We start from the raw sequence: 25,502 nt of genomic DNA, 5'->3' as shown, positions 1-25,502 counted from the left end.
GGGCGCGCGGGGGGGGCCGCGGGGCGCGGCCCCCCCCCCCCCCAAGGCCTCGGGGTCGAAGGGGCAGAGCCCCTGGAGATGGGACGGGTAGGGGCGGCGGGGGCGAGGAAACTACGGGGTCGCCGGAGCCGTGTTGTTCGTGTCCTGGGGCGTCGCCCCGGCGTCGTCGTCCGACGTCACCAGCCACGCCCCCACACCCGCCGCGGCGACCAACGCCACCGCCGCCGCCCCCAACGCCACCCGCCGCCGCCGCGCAACCGACCGATGACGCGCCGATCCCGGCCGCGGGGCTCCCGCGGCCCGAGGCACCCGCGCCGTCCCCCGCGCACCCCCGGCCAGCTCATCGGGCGCCGGCACCCTCATCGACGTATGCGTGTCCCGGTTGGAGTCGGCCGGCTTGGCCCCCGGCACCAACGGCACCGCGCCGCGCCGTCGCGCCCCCTCCCCCGAGGGCGCCGCTTTCTCCGCCGCGACCGGAGCCTCTTCCTCCACCGGCTCCGCGTCCGGCTCGTCCACGTCCAGCGGCGGCATCCCCGCCACCAGCGGGAGCAGCTCCCGCAGCCGTCCCCCCAGCTCTGACGCCCGCAGCCGCGAGGCCGGCGCCTTCGCCAGGCACTGCACGACCAGCTGCCACAGCTCGTCGGGGATGCCGGGCAGGGGGGCCACCGTCTCGGTGACATGGCGGCGCAGGACCGCACCCGGGTGACCGCCGCCGAACGGTGTGAAGCCCGCCAGCAGCTCGTACAGGACGGTCGCCAGCGCGTAGATGTCGACCGCGGCACGTGGCGGCAGGCCCTCCACGATCTCCGGCGCCAGGTAGTCCGGCGTCCCGATGATCTTCGTCGCACGGGTGCGGCGCGGTGAGTCGATGAGTTTCGCCACACCGAAGTCCGTCAGGAGGGCCGGGTGGGAGCCGCCCGGTCCCAGCGGGCCCTGCATGTCCAGCAGGACGTTCTCCGGCTTGACGTCGCGGTGCACGACGCCGGCCGCGTGCGCCGCCGCCAGCCCGTCCGCGACGTCCGCGACGATCGCGACCGCCGCCTCGGGCGCGAGCCGCCGGTCGCGGTCGAGCCGGGTGCGCAGATCCGTGCCCCGGACCAGGTCCATCACCAGCGCGAGGTCGTTGCCGTCGACCACCAGGTCACGCACGGAGACGACGTTCGGATGCTCCAGGCCCAGCAACGCCGTGCGCTCCTGTACGAAGCGTCCGACGAGCTCCTGGTCGGACGCGAGATCCTCGCGCAGCAGCTTGATGGCGACGGGCCCCTCGGGCCCCTCACCCAGCCACACCGTGCCGGCGCTGCCCCGCCCCAGGATCTGGTTGGCGGTGTACCGGCTACCGATCTTCCGTGCCAAGACTGCTCCTACCGACGCGTGTTGTCGCTAAAACTACGCGTCCGAGGAGCCGGCCTTCACCGCGGAGACGGAAATCACCCGCCAGATGTCGACAAATAACCAAACTGGCCGAGGCCCGTACCGCCGCCGGGGTCAGTTGGTGCCCGAGCTCCCGCCCAGCTCCCCGATCTTGTCGGTCACCGTGGTGAACCAGTCGCTGAGCTGCTCCCAGTAGCCCTTGCCCGTGCCGATCCAGTCCTGCAACGGGCTCAGCTCCCAGACCAGCCAGCCCGCGACGAAGAGGATGACGATCGTGAACAGGCACCCCTTGAGGCAGCCCAGCCCGGGGATCCGCATCGGGTTGGCGCTGCGTTGCCGCGGCGGACGCGGCTCACGCTGCGGACGCTGCGGCTCCGGGGCGTAGCGCTGGGGCTGGGGCTGCGGCTGGCGCGGCGGGGCGTACGGCTGCGGCTGGTGCTGCTGCGGCTGGCCGTACCCCTGGGGCCGGCCCTGCGGCGGCCGCTGCTGGGGCCGCGGCGGCTGCTGCGGGCGGGCGACCTGGCGCTGGGGCCGGCGGCGCAGCGGGTCCTCGTTGGGGTCGAGGTACTGGACCTGCGTCTGTTCGTTGCGGTCCCGGGCGGCGCGCAGCTGGTTCTGCCAGGGGTGCGGGTCCTCGGGTCCGGGCTGCCCGCCGGGCTGTCCGGGCGGCATCGGCGGCATCACGGCCGTCGGGTCGGCGCCGCCGTGTCCACCCGGACCGCCGGGACCGCCCGTGTGCGGCAGTACGGCGGTGGGGTCCGCGGCGCCCGCCGGGCCGGGGGCGCCGGTGTGCGGCAGGACGCTCGTCGCGCCGTTCGGGTCGAACGCCCCGGCGCCCGCACCGTGCTGCAGCACCTGCGTCGGGTCGGCCGAGCCGGGCACGGCCGTCGGCGCAGGGTCGGGGGCGAGCAGCGCGCCGACGCCCTCGGCCGCGGCGATCTGCGCGGAGTTCGCGTGCACGCCGACGCCCCCGGCGACGACGCGCAGGCCGCGCGCGAGGTTCTCGGCGCTGGGCCGTTCGTCGGGGTTCTTGCGCAGGCAGCGTTCTATGACCGTCCACAGCGGGTCGGGGCACGTGGACGGGCGGCGCGGCTCGGCGCTCAGGTGCTGGTGCAGGACCTCCAGGGCGGAGCCGCCACCGAACGGCGGGCGGCCGGTGACCAGCTCGTAGAGGAGGATTCCGGCGCCGTAGATGTCGACCGCGGACGTCTGCGGGCGGCCCTCGGCGGACTCGGGCGCGACGTACGCGGGCGTGCCGACGAACTCCTGGGTGCGGGTCAGGCCCGGGGAGTCGGCGAGGCGGGCGATGCCGAAGTCGGTCAGCAGCGGGTGCATCTGGCCGCCGTCCTGCCGGAGCAGGACGTTGGCGGGCTTCAGGTCGCGGTGGACGACGCCGTCGGCGTGGCTGGCGGCGAGGGCGTCGGCGATCTGTGCGGTGAGCAGGGCGGCGGCGACCGGGGTGAAGGGGCCGTTCTCGCGCAGGTAGCGGTGCAGGTCGGGGCCCTCGACGAGGTCCATGACCAGGGCGAGCAGCTCGCCCTCCACGACCAGGTCGCGGACCCGGACGATGTTCGGGTGGGTCAGCCGCAGCAGGACGGACCGCTCGCGCAGGAACCGCATGACGATGTCGGGATCGCTGGCGAGCTCCTCCTTGAGGACCTTGATCGCGACGGTCTCGCCGGGCTGCCCGGCCACCGCCGCCTCGGCACCCGCCGTCTCTCTCTGGCGCGCTCGCCAGACGGTCCCCGTGGCGCCGCGCCCGAGCGGCTCCTCAAGGAAGTACTTGCTGCCTACCGGCCGCACGTCGCGCTCCCTGCTGCTTGCCTACGTTCCGTCCCACTGTAGTGCCGTGCTCCGCGGCACCGACTGTCGTCATTCTGTGCGTCTTACGTACGGCTTCCCGTACATGTTCGAAGGAAAGACGCTCGGCTCTGTCTCGTGGTTGCCGCAAGCGGACGTGAGCGATCTCAAGTGATCACCGGCAGTGCACTTGTCATGCACTTTTGCGGGCAGAGCCGACCAATCAAGATCACTTGCCTTCGGGCGGGGGGCGCGTTGTCAGTGGCAGGTGCGAGGATGCGTGGAGTACTGGCCGATGTGCTCGTGTGGGGTGGGGAGTTACCGCGCCCTCGCAGAAGGGACCGCTGACGCCGATGCAGATCCGGCTGACCGTCGTAGATCCGCTGGCCCCGCCTGCCCCGGCGCGGGGACGCGCCGCGAGCTGTGACGTGCTGGTCACGGCGCCCGCGGGCACGGCCCTGTCGGCGGTGGCGTCGGCGCTCGCCTCGGCGGTGTCCGGCAGCGACGGCCCGGTCGTGCTGTACGCGGGGTCGGAGCGGCTGGACGACCGGCGCAGCACGCTGGGTGAGCCCCCGCTGACGGACGGCGCGGTGCTGGCCCTGGGCGCCCCGCCGGCCCCGGAGCCCCATCCCGAGCTGGACGACGCCCCGACCCAGCTCCATGTGGTGGCCGGGCCGGACGCGGGCGGGGTCCATCTGCTGCACGGCGGCGAGATCCGCATCGGCCGCTCCGCCGACGCCGACGTCCCGCTGGACGACCCGGACGTCTCCCGCCTCCACTGCGCGGTCACGGTCGCCGCCGACGGCCGTGTCTCGGTCGCCGACCTCGGCTCCACCAACGGCACGACGCTGGACGGCTCCGGCGTGACCACCCGCCCGGTGCGGTTCACACCCGGGGCGCTGCTGCGGATCGGCGAGTCGGCCCTGCGGCTGGCCCCGGCCGGGGGCCCGGGGGCGCGGGTGCGGACGGAGCCGGACGGCGAGGGACATGTGCGGGTCCCCGCCGGGGACCCGGACGACCGTGCCGTGGACGGTGCCGCCGGTCCGCGGAACGACGGGCACACGACGCCTACGGCACCCACGGCAGCGACCGGAACAAGCGGTGCGGTGCCGCACGCACGCGTGGCGGACGGCGGTGACGCCTCCGCGCCATCGGGAGGCATGCCGACCGCGCAGGAACACGGTCCCGTCGAGCCGCCCATCGTGCCGGTACAGGGCGGGGCCCCGCGGATCGAACGGCACGGACGGGCCGACGGGCCGCGTCCAGCACCGCGCGGCGGCGACACGCACGGCGCGGGCTTCGGGGTGGGCGCGCTCGGCGGGGGCGCCGAGCACGGATCGGACGGCAGCGGGCCCGGCGAGTCCCCGGCGAACGGCGGGCACGGCAGCAGCCGCAAGGGAACTCCGCTCCGGGGCACCGACATGCCGCAGGGCGTGCGCAGGCGCGGCGGCCTCTCCGCGTGGGCACGGCGGCTGGCCGGCGGGCGCGGGGAGCAGGAGCCGACCCGGCATGAGACGTACGACGACAAAGCACGCGGCGAGGCGATCGAGCTCCCCTCCGCGGTGAGCGGCCCCCGGCAGCCGGAGGCCTGGCCGGACCCGGCGTCGCTGCTGCTGACCGCCCTGGGTCCCGGACCCCGGCTGTGGGAGCGCGCACCGGGTCACCCGGAGGCGCTCACGGTGCGGCTCGGCACGGCGGACCGGACGGCGCCCGACGGCTCGGGGCTGCTGCCCGCGGTGCCGGTGACCGCCGGTCTGCGCGAGGTCGGGGCGCTGGGGCTGGCCGGTCCGCGCGAGCGGCTCGCCGGGCTGGCCCGCGCGGTGCTCGCCCAGCTCGCGGCGCTGCACTCGCCCGACGCCCTGGAGCTCGTCCTGATCAGCGCGGACCGCTCCCGCCCCCTGGAGGAGCGCACCGCCGAGTGGGCCTGGCTGGGCTGGCTCCCGCACATCCGCCCCGGGCACGGCCAGGACTGCCGCCTGCTGCTGGCCTACGACCGCGAACAGGCCATGGCCCGCACCGAGGAGCTGCTGCGCCGCCTGGAGGACATGACGGCACAGACGCCCGCGAGCGCCAGGTCCGCCGGTGCGGTGGGCGGGGCGGCGCGGGGCGCGGACGGGCAGGTCCCTGCCGAGCGGGCCGTTCGGCGGCCCTCCTGGGCGCGGGACGACGACCCGACGGACGGGTTCACGGGGCCGTACAGCGTGGTCGTCGTGGACGGCGATCCCGGCGGCGCCGATGTGCGTGAGGCGATGGCCCGGCTGGCCCTGGAGGGTCCGCGGGCCGGGATCCATGTCGTCTGCCTCGCCGAGACGGCCGCGGCCTCGCCCGCGTCGCCGGTGACGGAAACCTATGAGGCGGCCTGCACGGTGTCGCCGGTGTTCCGGGAGTGCGGCGCGGTCGCGCTGCTGAGCGGCGACGTGGCCACGGCGCTGCGGCTGATGCGGGTTGCCCGCCATGGCGTGGGCGCGGCGCAGGGAGCGGAGTCGCCTCAGGACGGCGGCGCTCCCGGCCCGGGGAGTCCTGCCGGTGCCGATACCGCCCCGGGCATGGCCGAGGCCCCGCCCGTGGACGAGAACCGGGCTGCCGGGGCCGGCAGCCGCCCCGTGGGCCACGGCACCGTCGCCGCCCTGGACGCCGTTTCGGTCGCCTGGGCGGAGCGGTTCGCGCGGGCTCTGGCGCCGCTGCGGACCGAGGGGACCGGTGGTGAGCGGCACGCGCGTGTGTCGGTGCCGTTGCCTCAGGCGGCCCGGCTGCTGGACGAGTTGGGGCTGGCGCGGGCCACCCCGGCGTCGCTGATGGCGCGGTGGGCGGACGCGGGCGATGACGCGGAGGCCCTCGGCGGGCGGGCGTGTGCCGTGCTCGGGGCCGGGCCGCGCGGGCCGGTCGGCGCGGACCTCGGCGCCGACGGACCGCATCTGCTGATCGAGGGTCCGTCCGGCAGCGGGCGTACGGAGTTGCTGCGGGCCGTCGTCGCCTCGCTCGCGGCGGCCGAGCGGCCGGACCGGCTGAGCGTGGTGCTGATCGACGGCCGGGACGGCACGGCCTCGGGCGGCGGCCACGGCGACGGACTGCGGGTCTGTACGGACGTCCCGCATGTCACCACCCATCTCACCGCCAACGACCCGGTGCGCATGCGGGAGTTCGCGCAGTCGCTCAGCGCCGAGCTGAAGCGGCGCGCGGAGCTGCTCGGGCGGTCCGACTTCACCGAGTGGCACACCGGCCGTGAGCTGTCGAGCCGGATGGTCGCGCAGCGTGCGACGGGCGCGGGGGCCGGAGTCGGCGCCGGGGCCGGGTCCGGTGACGGCTCGGGGGAGCTCGACTCGCCGTCCAGCTCCACGCTGCGGCTGCGGCCGGGGGCGGCCCGTCGGCAGGCAGCGGCCGTACCGCCGCTGCCCCGGCTCGTCGTGGTCGTGGACGACCTGGACGCGCTGGTCTCGCCGCCGCTGGGGTCGCTGGGCCGGCCCGCGGCGGGGTCGGTGATACGCGCGCTGGAGGCCGTGGCCCGGGAGGGCGAGCGGCTCGGGGTGCATCTGGTGGCCGCCGCCGCTGTCGGGGGCCGTACGGCGGAGTCGGAGCCGGCCCGCCGGGCGACGTTGCGGGTGACGCTGGACGCGGTGACCTCGGGGCCGGACGAACCAGCGCCGGGGCGTGGCCGGTTGGCCTGGGCGGACGGCAGAGCGGTGCCGTTCCAGGGCGGCCGGGTCACGGGGCGTATCCCGCGGACGGCGACGCTGCGGCCGACGGTCGTGCCGCTGGAGTGGCACCGCATGGGCGATCCGCCCACCCGCCGTCCGGTCCGCGAGCTGGGCAACGGACCGACGGATCTGGCGTTGCTGGCCAGCGCGTTGGAGCGGGCGGCGCGGCAGGTCGCGGCGGCTGAGGTGCCGTCACTCCTGTGACACTGGTCTGCGATTTCAGCCCGTTCCGGTCATTGAGGACGGCTCCGTTCGCGCCGATAGCAGGAGTGCGGGGTCCCTGGTCACGAGGTCGTCACGATCCCCCGGTTGACAGCGGACGCGGTCTTGCCGCCCCCAACCCCAAGGCGTAGACCAGATCAAACGGGACAGCGCTCGAACGTTCGACGATGCACGAAGAACGGGGCAGTGATGCGCAGCACGAGCAGCAGGAACCGGACAAGCAGGGCCGCCAGGACCGCGGCAGCCGTCTTCGCGGGCGCCCTCGCACTCTCGCTCACCGCGTGCGGAGGCGACGACGACAGCGGCAACGGCAACGAACAGGGCGGATCCGGCGAGGAGTCCGCCAACACCGTCACCCTTCCCAAGCTGAACGGCGAATCCCTCGAAGTGGCCGCCGTCTGGACCGGTGCCGAGCAGGAGAACTTCAAGAAGGTCCTCGCGGAGTTCGAGAAGCGCACCGGCGCCAAGGTCACCTTCGTGCCCGCCCAGGACCCGATCATCAACTTCCTCGGCTCGAAGGTCGCCGGCGGACAGCCGCCGGACATCGCGATGCTTCCGCAGCCCGGCGCCATAAAGCAGGCCGTGGAGAAGAAGTGGGCCAAGCCGCTCGGCCCCGAGGCGATCGACGAGCTGCAGGAGAACTACTCGCAGGGCTGGCAGGACATCGGCAAGGTCGACGACAAGCAGTACGGCGTCTACTACAAGGCCGCGAACAAGTCGCTGATCTGGTACAACGCCAAGGTCTTCGAGAACGCGGGGGCCACCGAGCCCAAGACGTGGGACGAGCTTCTGACGACCGCTCAGACGGTGTACGACTCCGGCGTCACGCCGTTCTCCGTGGGCGGTGCCGAGGGCTGGACCCTCACCGACTGGTTCGAGAACGTCTATCTCTCCCAGGCCGGTCCCGAGAAGTACGACCAGTTGGCGAAGCACGAGATCAAGTGGACCGACGCGTCGGTGAAGGACGCGCTGACCACGCTCGCCCAGGTGTGGGGCAAGAAGGACTATGTGGCGGGCGGCGCGAGCGGCGCGCTGCAGACGGACTTCCCGGCCTCGGTCACCCAGACCTTCACCGGCGGCGACCAGCCGAAGGCCGCGATGGTCTATGAGGGCGACTTCGCGCAGGTCAACATCACACAGGCCAAGGCGAAGGTGGGCACGGACGCGAAGGTGTTCCCGTTCCCGGCGGTCGGTGACACCGCGCCCGTCGTCTCCGGCGGCGACGCGGCCGTCATCCTGCAGGACTCCAAGGCCTCGCAGGCCCTGGCCACCTGGCTCGCCTCCCCGGACGCGGCGACGATCCAGGCGAAGCTGGGCGGCTACCTCTCGCCGAACAAGAACGTGGCCAACTCGGCGTATCCGAACGCCGTGCAGCAGAAGATCGCCAAGGCCCTCATCGGCTCCGGCGACGACTTCCGCTTCGACATGTCCGACCAGGCCCCGCAGGCGTTCGGCGGCACGCCCGGCAAGGGTGAGTGGAAGGCGCTGCAGGACTTCCTGAAGAACCCGTCGGACATCGCGGGCACACAGCGCAAGCTGGAAGCCGACGCCGCCGCGGCGTACGGAAACTGACGTCATGGCGTCGGCGGAAGCGGCAGGGGGCACCGCGCCCCCTGCCGCACCCAAGTCGCGCAAGAGCGTGACCGGCACACGCTTGACCATGGCGGCGCTCTTCCTGCTGCCCGCTCTCGTGCTGCTGGGCGCGCTCGTGGTCTACCCGATCGGGTACTCGGTCGTCCGCAGCTTCTACGACCAGTCCGGGGACGGCTTCGCCGGATTCGACAACTACGAGGCGCTGTTCACGGACGACGGCATCCGCACCGCCCTGAAGAACAACATCATCTGGGTGGTCTTCGCCCCGACCGTCGCCACCGCGCTCGGTCTGATCTTCGCGGTGCTGACCGAGCGGGTGCGCTGGGGTACGGCGTTCAAGCTGGTCGTCTTCATGCCGATGGCGATCTCGATGCTGGCGGCGGGCATCATCTTCCGGCTGGTGTACGACGCGGACCCGGACAAGGGTGTCGCCAACGCGGTCTGGGTCGGCGTCCATGACACCTTCGCGCAGTCGTCCGCGTTCCCGAAGGCGCACCCCGGGCGGGAGTCGCCGCTCGAAGCGGCACCGGGCGGCGCCTTCGTCACCAGGGCCACCGTCAGCGCCGGAACCCCGGTCACCCTGCCCCTCGTCGGCGTCGCCCCGGACCAGATGCCGGACGACGCCGAGAAGGCGGTGACGGCGAAGGCCGAGCCGGGCAAGGTCACCGGCACCACCTGGCAGGACTTCACCCGCGGCAAGGGCGTCGGCACGCTCGGCGGGGTCGACGCGTCCGAGCTGGGCTATCCCGGGATGAGGATCGAGGCGGTCAAGGAAGGCAAGGTCGTCGCCTCCACCGAGGCCGCCGCCGACGGCACGTTCACGCTGCCCGCCGCGGCCGACGGGGCCCGACTGCGGCTGCCCGGCGACAACTTCAAGGAGCCGTACAACGGCGTCGACTGGCTCGGCCCGTCCCTGGTAACGCCGGCCATCATCGGGTCGTACATCTGGATGTGGGCCGGTTTCGCGATGGTGCTGATCGCGGCCGGTCTCGCGGGCATCCCGCGTGATCTGCTGGAGGCGGCCCGGGTGGACGGCGCCAACGAGTGGCAGGTGTTCCGCAAGGTCACGGTGCCGCTCCTGGCACCCGTCCTCGCGGTCGTCACCGTCACCCTGATGATCAACGTCCTGAAGATCTTCGACCTGGTCTTCATCATCGCCCCGGGCTCCTCCCAGGACGACGCGAACGTCCTCGCCCTGGAGCTGTACCGCAAGGGCTTCTCCGAGGACCAGCCGGGCATCGCGAGCGCGATCTCGGTGTTCCTGCTGCTGCTGGTGATCCCGGTGATGTGGTTCAACGTACGCAGGCTGCGGCGGGAGGTCAGGCGATGAGCGCGGACACCGGCAGGCTCACCAAAGCGGCACCCGAACCGGTCGCCGGCGTCAAGGGCGAGCAGTCTCTCGGCGGGCGGCTCGCCTCGTTCGTCAGTGGTGGGCTGGTGCGGGTGTTCCTCATCGTCGTCGGGCTGTTCTGGCTGGTCCCGACGCTCGGGCTGCTGCTGTCCTCGCTCCGGCCGCCGGAGGAGATGACCGCGAGCGGCTGGTGGGAGGTCTTCAGCAAGCCCTCCCAGCTCACCTTCGACAGCTACGAAAAGCTCCTCAGCAACAGCGACATCACCGACTCGATCCTCAACACCGTGCTGATCACGGTCCCGGCCACGGTCCTCGTCGTCACCATCGGGGCGCTCGCGGGATACGCGTTCGCGTGGATGGAGTTCCCGGGCCGCGACTGGTGGTTCCTTGCCGTGGTCGGCCTGTTGGTCGTGCCGGTGCAGGTGGCGCTGATCCCGATCGCCGAGCTGTTCGGCAACATCGGCATCTTCGGGTCCCTGATCGGCGTGATCCTCTTCCACGTCGGCTTCGGGCTGCCGTTCGCGGTGTTCCTGCTGCGGAACTTCTTCGCGGAGATCCCACGGGAGCTGCTGGAGGCGGCCCGGCTGGACGGTGCCGGGGAACTGCGGCTGTTCTTCCGTGTCGTGATGCCGCTCGGCGGTCCGGCGATCGCCGCGCTCGGCATCTTCCAGTTCCTGTGGGTGTGGAACGACATGCTGGTCGCGCTGATCTTCACGGACTCCGGGAGCCAGCCGATCACGGTCGCGCTGCAGACCCAGGTACGCCAGTTCGGCAACAACATCGACGTCCTGGCGCCCGGCGCGTTCATCTCCATGGTGATCCCGCTGATCGTGTTCTTCGCGTTCCAGCGGCAGTTCGTGTCCGGCGTGATGGCGGGCGCGGTCAAGTAGCGGTACCGGAAGGCAGTGGCCCTAGACGAAGGACGGCTCGGCGGGGCGGACCGACACCGGTCCGCCCCCTGCCGTTCACCCACGGTCCCCCGGATGCCTCAGGCACCGTAACCAAGTCACTCCATTGGCCGTTTCCGGCAAGGCGAAAGCGCCCCACCGCACCAGCCGACCCAGTGGATGTCCCTTGCCCAGGTTCAGTGTCATTGTCCCCGCGTACAAGGTTCAGGCGTACCTGCACGAGTGCCTGGAATCGGTGCTCTCGCAGTCGTACCCCGATCTAGAACTGATCGCCGTCGACGACTGCTCGCCGGACGCGTGCGGCGCGATCATCGACGAGTTCGCGGCCCGCGATCCTCGGGTACGCCCCGTGCACCTCACCGCGAACCAGGGCCTGGGGCCCGCCCGCAACGCGGGGATGGCCGAGGCCACCGGCGACTACCTGGTCTTCCTCGACAGCGACGACACCCTCACCCCCGACGCCCTGGTCACGATCGCCGACCGGCTGAAGGAGACCGGCGAGCCGGACGTCCTGGTCTACGACTACGCGCGCACCTACTGGACCGGCGAGACGGTCCGCAACCAGGCCGCCGACCGGCTCACCGAGAAGGGCCCGGCGCCGTTCCGCCTAGCGGACCGCCCGGAGCTGCTGCGGATGCTGATGGTCGCCTGGAACAAGGCGTACCGGCGGGACTTCGTCGAGGAGGAGGGCTTCACCTTCCCGTCCGGCTACTACGAGGACACGCCCTGGACCTACCCGGTCCTGATGAGGGCGGAGTCGATCGCGACGCTGGACCGGGTGTGCGTGCACTACCGGCAGCGCCGCCGCGGCGGCATCCTCGGCACGGTCAGCCCGCGGCACTTCGACATCTTCGAGCAGTACGACCGGGTCTTCGCCTACGTCGACCGGAACCCCGAACTGGCCCACTGGCGCCCGCTGTTGTTCCGCCGGATGGTCGACCACCTGATCGTGGTCTTCGCGCGCCGCGACCGTCTCCCGCGCCGCAGCCGCGCCGACTTCCTGCGCACGGCCCGCACCTACTACCGCCGCTACCACGCCCCCGGCGCCCCCGCCCCGGCCCGCACCCGCCTCCACTACGCCCTCGTCCGGCTGGGCCTGCACCGCACCTACCGGGCCCTGCAGCGGACGGCGGCCCTGGCCCGTCGTACCGCCAAGCTCACGGGCCGTCTGCTGAAGGGCCTGCGTTCCGGCGTCCTGCGCCTGCACTACCGCGTCCAGCGCTGCCTCCCGGTGCGCGGCGACCGTGCCGTCTTCGCGGCCGACGGTGTCCGCGGCCACGGCTGCCACCCGGGCGCCCTGGAGCAGGCGTTCCGCACCCATGCGCCAGGCGTCCGTACGGCGTGGATCGCCGACGCCGAGGAGCATGCCGCCGTCCCCACCGGCACCCGCAGGGTGCGCCCCGGCACGGCCGCCTACTGGACGGCCCTCGCCCGCTCCAAGTACCTCGTGCACAACGCCGACTTCGACCGCCGGCTGGTCAAGCGCCGCGGCCAGGTCATGGTGCAGACCCGGCGCGGCACCCCGCTCAAGCACATGGGCCTGGACCTGCGCGAACGCCCGGCGGCCGCGGGCGACACGGACTTCGGCGAGCTCCTGGCCAACGTCGACAAGTGGGACTACCTCGTGTCCGCCAACCGCCACTCCACGCTGACCTGGGAGCGCGTGTGCCCCGGCCGCTACACCACCCTGGAGTACGGCAGCCCGCGCAACGACCGCTTCCTGCGGGCGACCTCGGCGGACGTGACCCGGATCCGGGAGTCGCTCGGCATCCCCGAGGGCGCGGTCGTGATCCTCTACGCCCCCACCTACCGCGACTACCGCCGCACCCAGCGCACCGCCCTCGACCTGCACCGCGTCGCGCGCCGTCTGGGCCCGCCCCATGTCGTGCTGGCCCGCGCCCACCACCGCCACGGCGGCCCCCTGGTCGAGGCTCCCCAGCCCGGCCTGGTCATCGACGTCACCGACCATCCGAGCGTGGAGTCGCTGTGCCTCGCCTCGGACGCGCTGGTCACCGACTACTCGTCGATCATGTTCGACTACGCCAACCTGGACCGGCCGATCGTGATCCACGCCGACGACCGGGAGGCGTTCGAGGCGGCCCGCGGCACCTACTTCGATCTGCGGGCCTTCCCGCCGGGCGCGGTGTCGCGCAGCGAGGACGAGCTGATCGACATCTTCGCCACCGGCCACTGGCACGGGTCGCGCTCCGCGCAGCTGCGGTCGGCGTTCCGTGAGCGGTTCTGCCCGTACGACGACGGTCGCGCCGCCGAGCGGGTCGTACGCCATGTGGTGCACGGCGCTCCGCTGGAAGGGCGGTCATAAGGCTGCGGGTCAGTGGGGGCCGGCCGCGCCCACGCGGCGGTAGCCGCACATTGGCACAGCCCCGCGCCCCTTCGGGGCGCTGCCGAACCGCGGGTGACCAGTTCCGGTCTCCTTCAGAACCTCGACAGAAAGGGCAGTATGCCCCGCTTCAGCATCATCGTTCCGTCCCATGGGGTCGCCGGGCGGCTGTCCCTGGCGCTGGACTCCGTCCTCGTCCAGTCCTTCGGCGACTTCGAGCTGATCCCGGTCTGCGACGCCCCCGACTCACCGGCGGCCGGTGTCGTCGCCGGGTATGCCGAGCGGGACTGCCGGGTGGCGCCCGTGCACTCGCCGCCCGCGGCCGGGCCGGCCGGGGCGCGCAATGCCGGGATGCGGGCGGCGTCCGGGGCGTGGCTGCTGTTCCTGGACGGGGACGACGTGCTGGTGCCGAGTGCGCTGGCGGCGCTGGACGCTCGGCTGCGCGAAACCGGTGACGTGGACGTCCTGCACTTCGAGCACGAGCGGACCCCGTGGTGGGTCGGCGAGCCCACCAATCCGGCCGCGCTCGTGCTGGCGGGGACACCGGACGGGGCCTTCTCCCCGGAGCGGGCACCGCAGCTGACGGGGGTGCAGCTCCCGGCCTGGAGTGCCGCCTACCGCCGTGCCTTCCTCGCCGAACGGCATCTCGCCTTCCCCGACGGCCACTTCACCGACGTCGGCTTCGGCGGTCTGGTCGTGGCGGGCGCCGAGCGCATGGCGGTGCTGCGGCAGGTCGTCGTACGGCATCTGGTGCGGCGGCAGGGCAGTCGGCTGGGGCTGCCCGGGGAGCACCACTTCGAGCTGCTCGACCAGGTGGAGCTGGTGCTGACGCGGGCGGCCAGGCAGGGGCTGTCCGGGGAGCGGTTGGCGGCGCTGTTCGAGCAGCTCTTCGGCGCCGTACTGAAGACGGCCGCGCATCCGCGTCGGCTGCCGCGTCGGCGACGGGCCTTCTTCCGCCGGGCGAGCAGGCTCTACCGACGGCACCGGCCCGCCGGGTTCCGGGTGCCGGGCGGGAGCCTCGGGGTGCAGCACCGGCTGCTGGCGGTCGGGGCGTACGCGGCGTTTCGGGCGCTGCGCGGGGTCAACCAGGCGCTGGCGAGGGCGGCCGCGGGCGCGCCGCGTCCGCACGGACTGCGCACCCGGCTGCGGTACCGGCGTCAGCTGCGCCGCCCGCTGGACCGGAACCTCGCCGTGTACTGCGCGTACTGGGGCCGCGGCTACCTCTGCAACCCGGCCGCGATCCACGCCAAGGCGCGTGAACTCGCCCCGCATCTGCGCTCGGTGTTCCTGGTGGAGGCGGACCAGGCGCACACGGTGCCGAAGGACGTGGAGTACGCGGTGATCGGCAGCCGCAAGTACTGGGATGTGCTGGCCCGGGCCAAGTACCTGGTGAACAACGCCAACTTCGCGGACGCGGTCGTCAAGCGCCGGGGCAGCGTGCATCTGTCGACGCAGCACGGCACCCCGCTGAAGAAGATGGGCGCCGACCAGGCGACGTATCCCGTGGTGGCGGCGGCGACCGGCAGCATCGCCAAGCTGCTGGCCCGGGTCGACCGCTGGGACTACAACGTCACCTCCAACCGGCACTCCACCGAGATGTGGGAGAGCGCGTACCCGTCGGCGCACGAGCCCCTGGAGTACGGCTATCCGCGCAACGACGTCTACTACACGGCGACCGCCGACGACGTCACCCGCGTGCGCCGCGAACTCGGGATCCCCGAGGGCAAGAAGGCCCTGCTCTACGCGCCCACCCACCGCGACTACGCCACCGGCTTCGAGACGAGTCTCGACCTGGAGGCGCTGTGCGAGGAGATCGGCGAGGAGTACGTGGTGCTGCTGCGCGCCCACTACTTCTACGACCGGGGCGGAGCGCGCGGCACCGGCCGGGTCATCGACGTCACCGGGCACCGCTCCTCCGAGGATGTGTGCCTGGCCGCCGACGCGCTGATCACCGACTACTCGTCGATCATGTTCGACTACGCCAACCTGGACCGGCCGATCGTGGTGTACGCCGACGACTGGGAGGTCTACCGGGAGCTGCGGGGCGTCTACTTCGACGTGCTGGAGGCGCCGCCGGGCCGGGTTGCGCGCACCCCTGGGGAGCTGGCGGCCGTCTTCCGGGACGGCTCGTGGGCGGACGCGGAGGCCAAGGAGCTGCGGGCCGCGTTCCGGGAGCGCTTCTGCCAGTTCGATGACGGGCAGGCCGCCGAGCGGGTCGTACGCCGGGTGCTGCTGGGCGAGCCGCCCGAGGCGATCCCGCCGGTGATCCCGCTCGCCGAGCGCATCCCCGCCCCCGCCGCGACGACCCTCGTGAGGAGCTGACGTGCCCCGCTTCAGCATCATCGTCCCCGTCTTCAAGGTGCAGGGCTTCCTGCGGGAGTGCCTGGACTCGGTGCTCGGGCAGTCGTACTCGGACTTCGAGGTGATCGCCGTCGACGACCGCTCCCCCGACGGCTGCCCCGCCATCCTGGACGGCTACGCCGAGCGCGACGTACGCGTGCGCGTGCTGCACCTGCCGGAGAACGTCGGCCTCGGCCGGGCCCGCAACGCCGGTCTGGAGGAGGCGAGCGGCGACTACGTCCTCTTCCTCGACAGCGACGACTCCTACACGCCGGGCCTGCTGGCCGCGGTGGCGGCCCGTCTGGAGTCGGCCGGCGATCCGGACATCCTGGTCTTCGACCACGTACGCACCCACTGGTGGGGCCGCGGCGGCCGCAGTACGGCGGCGGACCTGCTGGCCGCGGCCGGGACGGGCACCTTCGGCATCCGTGAGAACCCGGAGTACCTGCATCTGTTCCTGGTCGCCTGGAACAAGGCGTACCGGCGTGACTTCTTCCTCAAGCACGAGCTGCGGTACGCGCCGGGCCTGTACGAGGACGCGCCCGTCACCTACCGCTCGATGGTGCTGGCCGACCGGATCGCCTGTCTGGAGCGGATCGGGGTCGAGTACCGGCAGCGCCGGCAGGGCGCGATCACCAAGACGCCGGGGCGGCGGCACTTCGACATCTTTCCTCAGTACGAGGGCCTGTTCGCGTTCCTCGAAGGGCGCCCGGATCTTGCGTGGGCGCGCCCGCTGCTGTTCGAGCGGGCTCTGGACCACATGCTGTTCGTGCTGGCCCGCGAGGACCGGGTGACGCCCGCGGACCGGCCGGACTTCTACCGCGAGATCCGCGCCTTCCACGCCCGTCATGTCCCGCCGGAGGGCTTCACCCTCCCGGACGGCCGACGCGGCAAGGAGATGCGGCTGCTGGCGCGGGCACCCTACGCGTCGTACGCCATGGCGCGCGGGCTGCACGATCTGCGCAGGACCGCCGGGAGCGGCAAGCGGCGCGTCGCGCGGGCGGCGTCGCAGCAGGCCCAACGGGCCTGGTACGGCGTCCGGTCGAGGCTTCCGCTCGATCCGCGGCTGGCCGTGTACTCGGCGTTCTCGCATCGCGGGGTGCTGGGCGATCCGGCGGCGATCCACGCCAAGGCGCGGGAGATCGCCCCGCACATCAGGGGCGTGTGGGTGGTCCAGGAGGACGCGGTGGACGCGCTGCCGCCCGGCACCGACTTCGTGACGCCCGGCTCGCGGCGCTATCACGAGGTCATGTCGCGGGCCACGTACTGGGTGAACAACGTCAACTGGCCGGGCACGCTGGCCAAGCGCCCCGGCAGTGTGCATCTCCAGACCCACCAGGGCACCCCGCTGAAGTACATGGCGGCCGACCTGCTGGCCAAGCCCGGTGCGCGGCACGGCTTCGACGTGCCGAAGATGCTGTGGCGGGCCGACCGCTGGGACTACAGCCTGGTGGCCAACCGGCACTCGGAGCTGGTGTGGGAGCGGGCGTACCCGTGTCACTTCACCTCGCTCAGGACCGGCAGCCCGCGCAACGACGTGCTGGTCGACGCCGGTCCCGAGGCCGGTGCGGCGGCCCGTGCGCGGCTCGGCGTCCCCGCCGGGCACACCGTGGTGCTGTACGCGCCGACCCGCCGCGACTACCGCCGGGGCGGCCATGTCGACCGGATCGACCTCGCCCGGTTCGCCGCGGACCTGGGCACCGGCCACACCCTCGTCGTACGGCTGCACCCGTCGCTGGCGAAGGGCACGGCCCGCGGGATGGGCCTGGCCGATCTGCACCGGCGGGGCGTGCTGATCGACGCGACGGACGAGCCGCACGTCGAGGACGTGATGCTCGCCGCCGACGTCCTGGTCACCGACTACTCCGCCCTGATGTTCGACTACGCCAACCTGGACCGGCCGATCGTGATCCACGCCGACGACTGGGGGGCGTACGCGGCGAGCCGGGGCGCCTACTTCGACATCACGGCCGAAGCGCCGGGCCATGTGTCGCGCTCCTACCGGGAGTTGGCGTGGCTGTTCACGTCCGGGACCTGGCAGGACGAGGAGTCGCTGCGGGCGCGGGAGGCATTCCGGCGGCGGTTCTGCGAGTTCGACGACGGGCTGGCCGCGGAGCGGGTCGTACGGACGCTGATGCTGGGCGAGCCGATGCCGGGTTCGGCCGCCGCGACGGTGCCGGCTCCGGCGTCGGCGAGGTCGCTGCTGGACGCCCGCTGACGGGCTTGCAGAGGGGCCGCCGATGGGCTCACTCGATGTGGTGACGTGAGTTAATGCCGTTGACCCGGCCGGGAACATACGGCAAATGCCCCAGACCCACACAACCTCCACTGTCAGAAAGGCGGCCGTCGGGACTCTCGTCCGGAGGACCGTGCAGGGTGCCACGGCGTTGCGCGGTGGCCGCGTCTGGCATCCGACGCCGTACCAGGTCTTCGGGTTCCTGTTCTACCTGGTGATGCTGTTGGCGTACTGGGCCGTGCCGCTGTGCTGCGACGCCGGCCAGCACGCGGCGGTCGTGGAACGGCTCAGCGCGAACCTGCTCCACCCCCGCCATCCGATGGCGGACCTGCCGGGCGCGGGCAGCCCGTACTACTCGCCGTACGCCGTCGCGCAGGGCGCGTTCGCCCGGCTGACCGGGCTGGGCGGCTGGGAGGTGGTGCGGCTGGCCGGCCCGCTGAACCTGCTGGTGCTGCTGACCGGCATCGGGCGCTTCGTGCGGGTGCTCACACCACGGCCCTGGGCGCCGGTGCTGGCACTGGGCGCGATGACGCTGCTGTGGGGCACCGAGCGGGCCTGGTGGAGCGGCTATCTGAGCCTGATGTCGATGACCGGGAACCTCGGCTACCCGTCCGCTTTCGCCATCGGGCTCACCTTCTGGGCCTGGGCATGGACGGGGGTGCGGGCGCGCGGGGAGGGGCTCGTCCGGTACGTCGGGCCGAGCGGGCTGCCGGGGTTCGCCGGGTACGCGGGGCTGGGCGCGCTGTACGGGCTGATCCTGCTGATCCATCCGATCACGGCGGCGGCCGCGGTGCTGGGTGCGGTGGCGTTCGTGACCGGGTGGCAGCGGGGGTGGGGTGCTGCCGTGGCCGTGCGCTGGGGGCTGGCGGCGGGCACGGCGGTGCTGGTCGCCGCATGGTGGCCGTACTTCGACGTGTTCGCGCTGGCCGGGAACCGCAGCGTGGACTGGATGCACCGGCGGCTGTACGAGCAGCTGCTCGGACAGTTCTGGCTGGCGCTGCTCGGGCTGCCCGCGCTGTGGCTGCGCCGGCGGCGGGGTTCCTGGCGGGATCCGCTGGTGCTGCTGTTCGCCCTGGACTGTCTGCTCGTGGGGTACGGCTGGTTCAGCGGCCACTACACCTACGGCAGGATCCTCGGGCTCACCCTGGTGCCGTTGCAGTTCGCGCTGGCGGTGGAGCTGGCGGCGCCCCGGCCGTGGGGCAGGGCGCGCCGGGTGCTGGGCGGGGCCGCGGTGGCCGGGGCCTGCGTCGGGTTCCTCACCGTGCAGGGCGGGGCGGTGGTGCCGCGCGCGCTGGACCCGATCGGCCTGGAGCAGCCGTCGCGGTGGCCGTCGTACGCGTGGGTGGCACGGCATGTCGGAAAGGGCGAAGTGATCATCTCCGACGGGCACTTCGCCCCTCGCTCCATCCCCGGGTACGGACCGAACCTGGCCGCGCCGATCTGGCCCGACCCCGCCCTGGACGAGCGGGTCAGGGAACGCAGGGTCGCCGATGTCCGCGCCTACCTCTCCCCGACGTCGACCCGGGCCGAGCGCATCACCGTCGCCCGGCGCTACCACGCGCGCTGGCTGCTGCTGACGCGGTGGAAGCGGGTGCCGGAGGAGGCGGTGGTGGTGGCCTGGAGCGGGACGTCGGGGGAGGTGCTGGCGCGGATCGGGTGAGCGTCCGTGCGGCGCGTGGTTACTCGATGACGAGGTCGACCTCGATGTTGCCGCGGGTGGCGTTGGAGTAGGGGCAGACCTGGTGGGCGGTCTCGACGAGCTTGCGGCCGGTCGCCTCGTCCAGGGTGTCGGGCAGCTCGACGCGCAGCGTGACCTTCAGGCCGAAGCCCTCGCCCTGCTTGCCTATGCCGACCTCGGCGGTGACGGCGGCGTCGGAGACGTCGACCTTGGCCTGGCGGCCGACGAGACCGAGGGCGCTGCCGAAGCAGGCGGCGTACCCGGCGGCGAACAGCTGCTCGGGGTTCGTGCCCTCGCCGTTGCCGCCCAGCTCCACCGGCGGGGCCAGCTTCAGGTCGATCTTGCCGTCGTTGGAGACGGCACGACCGTCGCGGCCGTGGGTGGCGGTGGCGACAGCGGTGTAGAGCGCGTCCATGGAAAACCATCCCTCTCGAAGTCACGTTCCGGCGGCCCTGGTGTCGGCCGCCTCACGACCACAAGTAGAGCACACAATTCAGTTGCACACAACTAAATGGTGGGCACGAGGTACCCTGGAACCATGACGACCTCGCCCACGGCCGACTGGCTCCGCCTCGACCAGCAGATCTGCTTCTCCCTGAACGCCGCCTCGCGCGCCTTCGGCGGCGTCTACCGCGTGATCCTCAAGGACCTGGGGCTCACCTACCCGCAGTACCTGGTGATGCTGGTGCTCTGGGAACACGGCGACCTGCCCGTGAAGAAGCTCGGCGAACATCTGCGCCTCGACTCCGGCACCCTGTCGCCGCTGCTCAAGCGGCTGGAGGCGGCGGGTCTGGTACGCCGGGAGCGCAGCGCGCGCGACGAGCGCTCGGTGGAGGTGCGGCTGACGGAGCAGGGCGCGGCGCTGCGCGAGCGGGCCCTTCAGGTGCCGCGCCGGATCGCCCGGGCGACGGGGTTCGACGTGGACGAGATCCGCGCGCTGCGGGCCCGGCTGGATGAGCTCACCGAGGCGCTGGACTCGGCCGCGGTGGAGGAGGCGGTGGAGGAGACTCCGTAGGCGGAGCCCGGCGGGCGGCGGACGTAGAGCCGTAGCGGGCCGTCGGGCTGCCCGGTGCGCAGCGGGCGGAACTCCTCGCCGACGATGGTGAGCTTGGTGCGTTCGGTGGGGTTGCGGGGATACCAGGGCGAGTTCAGGGCGTACGGCTCGGCGACGACCCAGACCCGGTCGACCGAGTCGAGCCTGCGCCGCAGTTCCCGGGCGCCGACCTCGCGGCCGTACAGCGACCCCGACCTCGGTCCGGACTGGCCGAGCGCGATGTCCCACGCCCCCCGGAAGCCCTGCGGATAGGCGAGTGCCGAGCGCCGGCCGATGGACGGCAGGTACAGCACCGGGTCGCCGGGGCGCAGATGCCGGGCGGCGAAGGCGGAGGCGGCGGCGAGGTTGTCGGGGCGGTGGGCCGGGGAGCGGTCCTGGCGGTGGAGGGGGAGGTGGTGGAGGAAGGCGAGGGCGATGGCGAGGACGCCGGCCAGGGGGAGGTGACGGTGCGGGAGCCGGGCGGGGCGGCCCCGACCGAGGCGGCCGTGGCCGCGTTCCCGTGTCACGGCCACCGCCGGCCGATCCGCCCCGACCTCCGCCAGCCGGTCCGCCCCCACCTCCGCCAGCCGGTCCGCCCCTGCCACCACCCGGTCCGCCCCCGCCGCCACCAGCAGCGGCGCCCCCGCGAGGGCGTACAGCACATACCGGTCGTCGTACATGGGCCGCACCTGCGACACGGCCATGAGCAGGCCCGGCGGCACCACCAGCAGCGGCAGCGCGACCACGGCGACCCGGCGCACCGCGAGGCCGACCAGCATGAGCAGGACACACGCCCCGAACACAGCACCCGTGGGTCCGGCGGCGCACTCCCGGAGCAGACGCTGCGCACTCCCCCACCCCGGCGCCGCCAGCCACTCCACCTGCCCGGTCTGCGCCCGTGACACGGCGACCAGCGGCAGCAGGGCCACGCCCGCGCCCGCCACCGCGCGCCCCCACCCGAACCACACCCGGCCCGGCACCCGCCACGCCGCCAGGGTCACCGCATGGGCGCCCACCACCAGCACGGCCAGCTCGTGCAGCAGACAGCCGGCCCCGAGGACGACGCCGTACGCCCACCACACCCGCCGCACCAGCAGCAGCGTCGCCCCCGCCACCCCGGCGGTGACCAGCGCGTACGACCGGCCCTCCTGCGCGTAGTGCCCGACCAGCGGCGTCACCGCGAACAGCAGCCCGGCCCACAGCCCGACCCGCGGCCGGGCCAGCCGCACCCCGAGCGCCGCGATCAGTCCCGCCGCCGCGGTCGCGCCCAGCACCGACGGCAGCCGGAGGGCGACCTCGCCGGGGTGTACGGCGAGGACGGCGTGCATGAGCAGGTAGTACAGGCCGTGCACGGCGTCCACGCCCTGCACCAGCCGCCAGATCTCCGGCACGGAGCGCCGGGCGACCTGGAAGGTCACCCCCTCGTCCCGCCACATGCCGCCGCGGTCGAGCCCCCACAGCCCGATGCCGAACATGACGGCGACGGGCACACAGACGGCGGCGACCCTTGGCGTCCTCGGCTCCTGCTCCTGCTCCCCGTCATCCATAGGGCCGATTTTGTGCTATTAGCCGACAAATATTCTTTATTGACGGCGTATCTCCGCGCATATGGCATTCGCCCGGCCTACGATCCCCGCGACGAACCACCTCCGCCCCACCCGCCTCTTAGCGGGCGGATACCCAACATCCCTGCCCTCCCTACGCTTCCGGAACGTGACCCCATGCACTCTCACGCCCCGCAGGTCGGCGTCATCGTCATCGGCCACGACGACGCCGCGCATGTGACGACCGCCGTCCGCTCGGCGTTGGCGCAGGGGCCCGCCGTGCGGGAGGTCGTCGCCGTCGACGACTGCTCGACGGACGACAGCGTGGAACTGCTCGACCGTCTCGCCGCGAGCGAGCCGCGGGTGCGGGTGGTCCGGCGCCGGGTCAACAGCGGCGGCTGCGGCAGCCCGCGCAACACCGGGCTCGACCGGGTGACATCGCCGTACGTGATGTTCCTGGACAGCGACGACGTCCTGCCGCCGGGCGCGGTTAACGCGCTGCTCGGGGCGGCGACGGGGGCGGACGCGGCGGTGGCGGGCGGGCTGTGCGTGCGGCGGGAGCTGCCGGAGGGGCGCGAGGTGCCCTGGGAGGCGGGCCTCTACGCCGGGCGCGCGGTGTACGAGAGCCCGGCGCAGCGCCCGCGCCTGGTCCACGACACGCTCTGCGTCAACAAGCTCTACCGCACCGACTTCCTGCGCGAGCACGGCATCCGGTTCCCCGAAGGCCGCTTCCCCTACGAGGACTTCGTCTTCACCGCGCGCGTACTGGCCGCCGCGCCGCGCATCGCGCTCGTCCCGGACCGCGTGTACATCTGGCATGTGCGCCGCACCGCCGCCCGGCTGTCGATCTCCCTGGACCGGGCCGGCATCACCAACTGGCTGGCGCGAACGGAGGCCTGCCGGCTGGTGTACGACATCCTGCTGGGCGCCGGACAGAAGGAGCTGGCGCGAGCCGCGCGAGGCAAGTTCCTGGACCACGAACTGCGCATGTACGCCCGGGAGTTGGGTCTGCGTGACGCCGGCTACCAGCGCGCGTGGTGGGCGCACACCCGGTCGTTTCTCGCCGAGTACGACGCCTCCGACTGGACCCAGAACCCTGCCGCGCCCGGCCGCCTCATCGGCCGCCTCGTCCTGGCCTCCCCCGAGCCCCGCGACCTGCCCCGCCTCAGGGACCTCGCCTCCCGCCCCGCCCGTCTGCTCCCGCCCTACGCCCACACCCCCGACGGCACCCCCGTCTGGTCGCCCGACCTCCCCCAGCTCACCCTGGAACCGCTGCTGACCCGCCCGGTCCGCCGTCTCCCCCTCGCCGTGGACGCGGAGCTGCGCCCACGCGCGCGTGCCTTCCTGCTCCGGCTCCGTCTGCACGAGCTGTACGGCAGGGTGGCGCAGGCGGGACCGGAGGCGCTGGAGGTGGAGTGGCGCTGCCGGGAGACGGGGCGTGCGGCGGGGCCCCGTACGACGGTGGCGCTCACGCCGGGAGACGGAGTCTGGTCGGCTGCGACGACGGTGCGCTGGGCCGGGTTCGGGGCGGGTACCTGGGATCTGCGGCTGCGTGTGCGCTTCCGGAGCGGGGCGTATCGCGAGGTCACCGCCTGCGTCCTCCCGGGCGCCGGTCCGCTGCGCCGTCGCGCCGTGGTCAGCGCCCGGCACGCCGTAGTACTCGTACACCCGTACCTCACGCACTCCGGGACACCGGCATTACGTATGGCCACGGGTTTACGCGGAGTCATGACAGTGGTCCGCGGCAGGCTTCGCCGCCTGCTTCACTGTCACTGACCCCGAGCGCGGTCCGCCGAGACCGACATCGGCACCGAAACCGACACCGACACCGACCAAGCACGAACCACAGGCTCATCGACGATGACTGACAAGGACTGACGAGGGGACGGCGGCACATGACCTGGCTGATCACCGGCGGCGCCGGTTACATCGGAGCGCATGTCGTACGGGCGATGACCGGGGCGGGCGAGCACGCCGTGGTGTACGACGACCTGTCCACGGGGAATCCCGACCGCGTGCCCGACGGCGTACCGCTGGTCGTCGGCTCGACCCTGGACCCCGAGCGCGTCGCCCGCGCGATCATGGCCCACCGCATCACCGGTGTCGTCCATCTCGCGGCGAAGAAGCAGGTGGGCGAGTCGGTCGAACTCCCGATGCTCTACTACCGGGAGAACCTGGAGGGCCTGCGCATCCTCCTGGAGGCCGTGACGGCGGCGAAGGTGCGGTCCTTCGTCTTCTCGTCCTCCGCCGCGGTCTACGGCATGCCGGACGTCGACCTGGTGACGGAGGAGACGCCGTGCGTGCCGATGTCGCCGTACGGCGAGACCAAGCTGGCCGGCGAGTGGCTGGTCCGGGCGACGCACCGCTCGACGGGCCTGTCCACGGCATCACTGCGCTACTTCAACGTGGCGGGCGCGGCCAGTCCCGAACTCGGCGACACCGGCGTCTTCAACCTCGTCCCGATGGTGTTCGAGAAGCTGACGGCGGACGAGCCCCCGCACATCTTCGGCGACGACTACCCGACCCCCGACGGCACCTGTGTCCGCGACTACATCCACGTCGTCGACCTGGCCGAGGCCCATGTGGCCGCGGCCCGCGCCCTGAAGTCGACCCCCGGCAAGGATCTCACCCTCAACATCGGCCGCGGGGAAGGCGTTTCGGTCCGCGAGATGGTCGACCTGATCAACGAGGTCACCGGCTACGACCGCCCCCCGACCGTCACCCCGCGCCGCCCCGGCGACCCGGCCCGCGTCGTCGCCTCCGCCGACCGCATCGCCACGGAGCTGGGCTGGAAGGCCAGGTACGACGTACAGGACATGATCGAGTCGGCGTGGGAGGGGTGGGTGCGGCAGCATCCGAAGGCGGCCCGGCACTGAGGGCCTGTGCTATATCCGCGGCCGGGTACCTGGGTCAGCGGGCCACTTGCGCGCAGGTCTCGTCGGCGTCGTGCGCGGTGATCTCCGCCTTGGTCTGCGGGGCCGGGCCCCGGAGGACGACCGTGAAGCAGCGGTCGACCGTGGTCTGTGCCGGTCCCAGGATCGGCATCGAGCGCCGGTAGGTGCGGGAGAACTGCACCACGGCACGGGTGCGGTCCTCGGTGGAGTCCAGCGCGTACAGCAGGCCGTTCTTCGTGCCCGCGGCCGAGTCCAGGGCCCGTTGGATGTCCTGCCGGTCGTGGGGCGGGCCGCTGTGCTGGGCGATGACGGCGTCCGCGAAGTGCCGTGCGTCGGCGCGGGTCGCCTCGAAGGCGGAGTCCTCGCGGTCCTGTTCGCGGCTGCCGCCGACGACGTGGGCGACGATCAGGGTCGCCACGAGCGCGAGGAGGACCGCCCCGAGGGCCTTGGCCCACGGGGCGGTCCGTCCGACCTGCTGGGTTGCCATGGATGC

The 25,502-nt window shown here is 72.9% G+C and carries 15 protein-coding genes; 11 read left to right on the top strand and 4 right to left on the bottom strand.

The features are described from left to right. Positions 1–111: 111 nt before the first annotated feature. Complete coding sequence (locus ACFWYS_RS32410; protein WP_384776467.1) at positions 112–1,356, bottom strand: serine/threonine-protein kinase; 1,245 nt, start codon at positions 1,354–1,356, stop codon at positions 112–114. A gap of 132 nt (positions 1,357–1,488) precedes the next feature. Next, complete coding sequence (locus ACFWYS_RS32405; protein WP_384776465.1) at positions 1,489–3,177, bottom strand: serine/threonine-protein kinase; 1,689 nt, start codon at positions 3,175–3,177, stop codon at positions 1,489–1,491. 350 nt (positions 3,178–3,527) lie between these two features. Between ACFWYS_RS32405 and ACFWYS_RS32400 the strand changes: the two genes are divergently transcribed. The 8 genes from ACFWYS_RS32400 to ACFWYS_RS32365 all read left to right on the top strand — a co-directional run bounded on the left by ACFWYS_RS32400 (position 3,528) and on the right by ACFWYS_RS32365 (position 19,520). Beyond that, positions 3,528–7,073: an FHA domain-containing protein gene (locus ACFWYS_RS32400; RefSeq protein ID WP_384776463.1), complete on the top strand. Its 3,546-nt coding sequence runs from the start codon at positions 3,528–3,530 to the stop codon at positions 7,071–7,073. Positions 7,074–7,280: 207 nt separating this feature from the next. After that, on the top strand, positions 7,281–8,663 hold the full coding sequence (locus ACFWYS_RS32395) for an ABC transporter substrate-binding protein (protein ID WP_384776461.1): 1,383 nt from the start codon (positions 7,281–7,283) through the stop codon (positions 8,661–8,663). 4 nt (positions 8,664–8,667) lie between these two features. Next, positions 8,668–10,014 carry a carbohydrate ABC transporter permease gene (locus ACFWYS_RS32390; protein WP_384776459.1) on the top strand — a complete coding sequence of 449 codons (1,347 nt, stop codon included), beginning with the start codon at positions 8,668–8,670 and terminating at the stop codon, positions 10,012–10,014. Then, a complete protein-coding gene (locus tag ACFWYS_RS32385) occupies positions 10,011–10,925 on the top strand; it encodes a carbohydrate ABC transporter permease (protein ID WP_384776457.1) in 915 nt (304 codons plus the stop codon). The genes ACFWYS_RS32390 and ACFWYS_RS32385 overlap by 4 nt, the downstream gene beginning before the upstream one ends. Positions 10,926–11,109: 184 nt before the next feature. Next, complete coding sequence (locus ACFWYS_RS32380; RefSeq protein ID WP_384776455.1) at positions 11,110–13,266, top strand: CDP-glycerol glycerophosphotransferase family protein; 2,157 nt, start codon at positions 11,110–11,112, stop codon at positions 13,264–13,266. Between the two features lie 138 nt (positions 13,267–13,404). Then, entirely contained in the window at positions 13,405–15,606 is a 2,202-nt protein-coding gene (locus ACFWYS_RS32375; RefSeq protein ID WP_384776453.1) for a CDP-glycerol glycerophosphotransferase family protein, read from the top strand. A gap of 1 nt (position 15,607) precedes the next feature. Continuing rightward, the gene (locus tag ACFWYS_RS32370) at positions 15,608–17,842 is read left to right on the top strand and encodes a CDP-glycerol glycerophosphotransferase family protein (protein WP_384776451.1); all 2,235 of its coding nucleotides are present in this window, start codon (positions 15,608–15,610) and stop codon (positions 17,840–17,842) included. 85 nt (positions 17,843–17,927) lie between these two features. Then, entirely contained in the window at positions 17,928–19,520 is a 1,593-nt protein-coding gene (locus ACFWYS_RS32365; RefSeq protein WP_384776449.1) for a hypothetical protein, read from the top strand. A gap of 19 nt (positions 19,521–19,539) precedes the next feature. Here ACFWYS_RS32365 and ACFWYS_RS32360 read toward each other — a convergent pair whose 3' ends face one another. Continuing rightward, positions 19,540–19,953 carry an organic hydroperoxide resistance protein gene (locus ACFWYS_RS32360; protein WP_384776447.1) on the bottom strand — a complete coding sequence of 138 codons (414 nt, stop codon included), beginning with the start codon at positions 19,951–19,953 and terminating at the stop codon, positions 19,540–19,542. A 123-nt stretch (positions 19,954–20,076) separates the two neighbouring features. Between ACFWYS_RS32360 and ACFWYS_RS32355 the strand changes: the two genes are divergently transcribed. The 3 genes from ACFWYS_RS32355 (at position 20,077) to galE (ending at position 24,991) form a co-directional block, all read left to right on the top strand. Then, the gene (locus tag ACFWYS_RS32355; protein WP_384776445.1) at positions 20,077–20,553 is read left to right on the top strand and encodes a MarR family winged helix-turn-helix transcriptional regulator; all 477 of its coding nucleotides are present in this window, start codon (positions 20,077–20,079) and stop codon (positions 20,551–20,553) included. A gap of 1,739 nt (positions 20,554–22,292) precedes the next feature. Beyond that, on the top strand, positions 22,293–23,891 hold the full coding sequence (locus ACFWYS_RS32350; RefSeq protein ID WP_384776443.1) for a glycosyltransferase family 2 protein: 1,599 nt from the start codon (positions 22,293–22,295) through the stop codon (positions 23,889–23,891). A gap of 119 nt (positions 23,892–24,010) precedes the next feature. After that, on the top strand, positions 24,011–24,991 hold the full coding sequence (gene galE / locus ACFWYS_RS32345) for a UDP-glucose 4-epimerase GalE (RefSeq protein ID WP_384776441.1): 981 nt from the start codon (positions 24,011–24,013) through the stop codon (positions 24,989–24,991). Between the two features lie 34 nt (positions 24,992–25,025). Here galE and ACFWYS_RS32340 read toward each other — a convergent pair whose 3' ends face one another. Next, entirely contained in the window at positions 25,026–25,496 is a 471-nt protein-coding gene (locus ACFWYS_RS32340) for a hypothetical protein (protein ID WP_384776439.1), read from the bottom strand. Positions 25,497–25,502 lie beyond the last annotated feature (6 nt).

Origin of the sequence: Streptomyces sp. NPDC059010 (assembly GCF_042740355.1) — a bacterium.
Taxonomy (GTDB): Bacteria; Actinomycetota; Actinomycetes; order Streptomycetales; family Streptomycetaceae; genus Streptomyces.
Note: the sequence above shows the minus strand (reverse complement) of the source record. Positions and strands in the feature narration are given on the sequence as shown.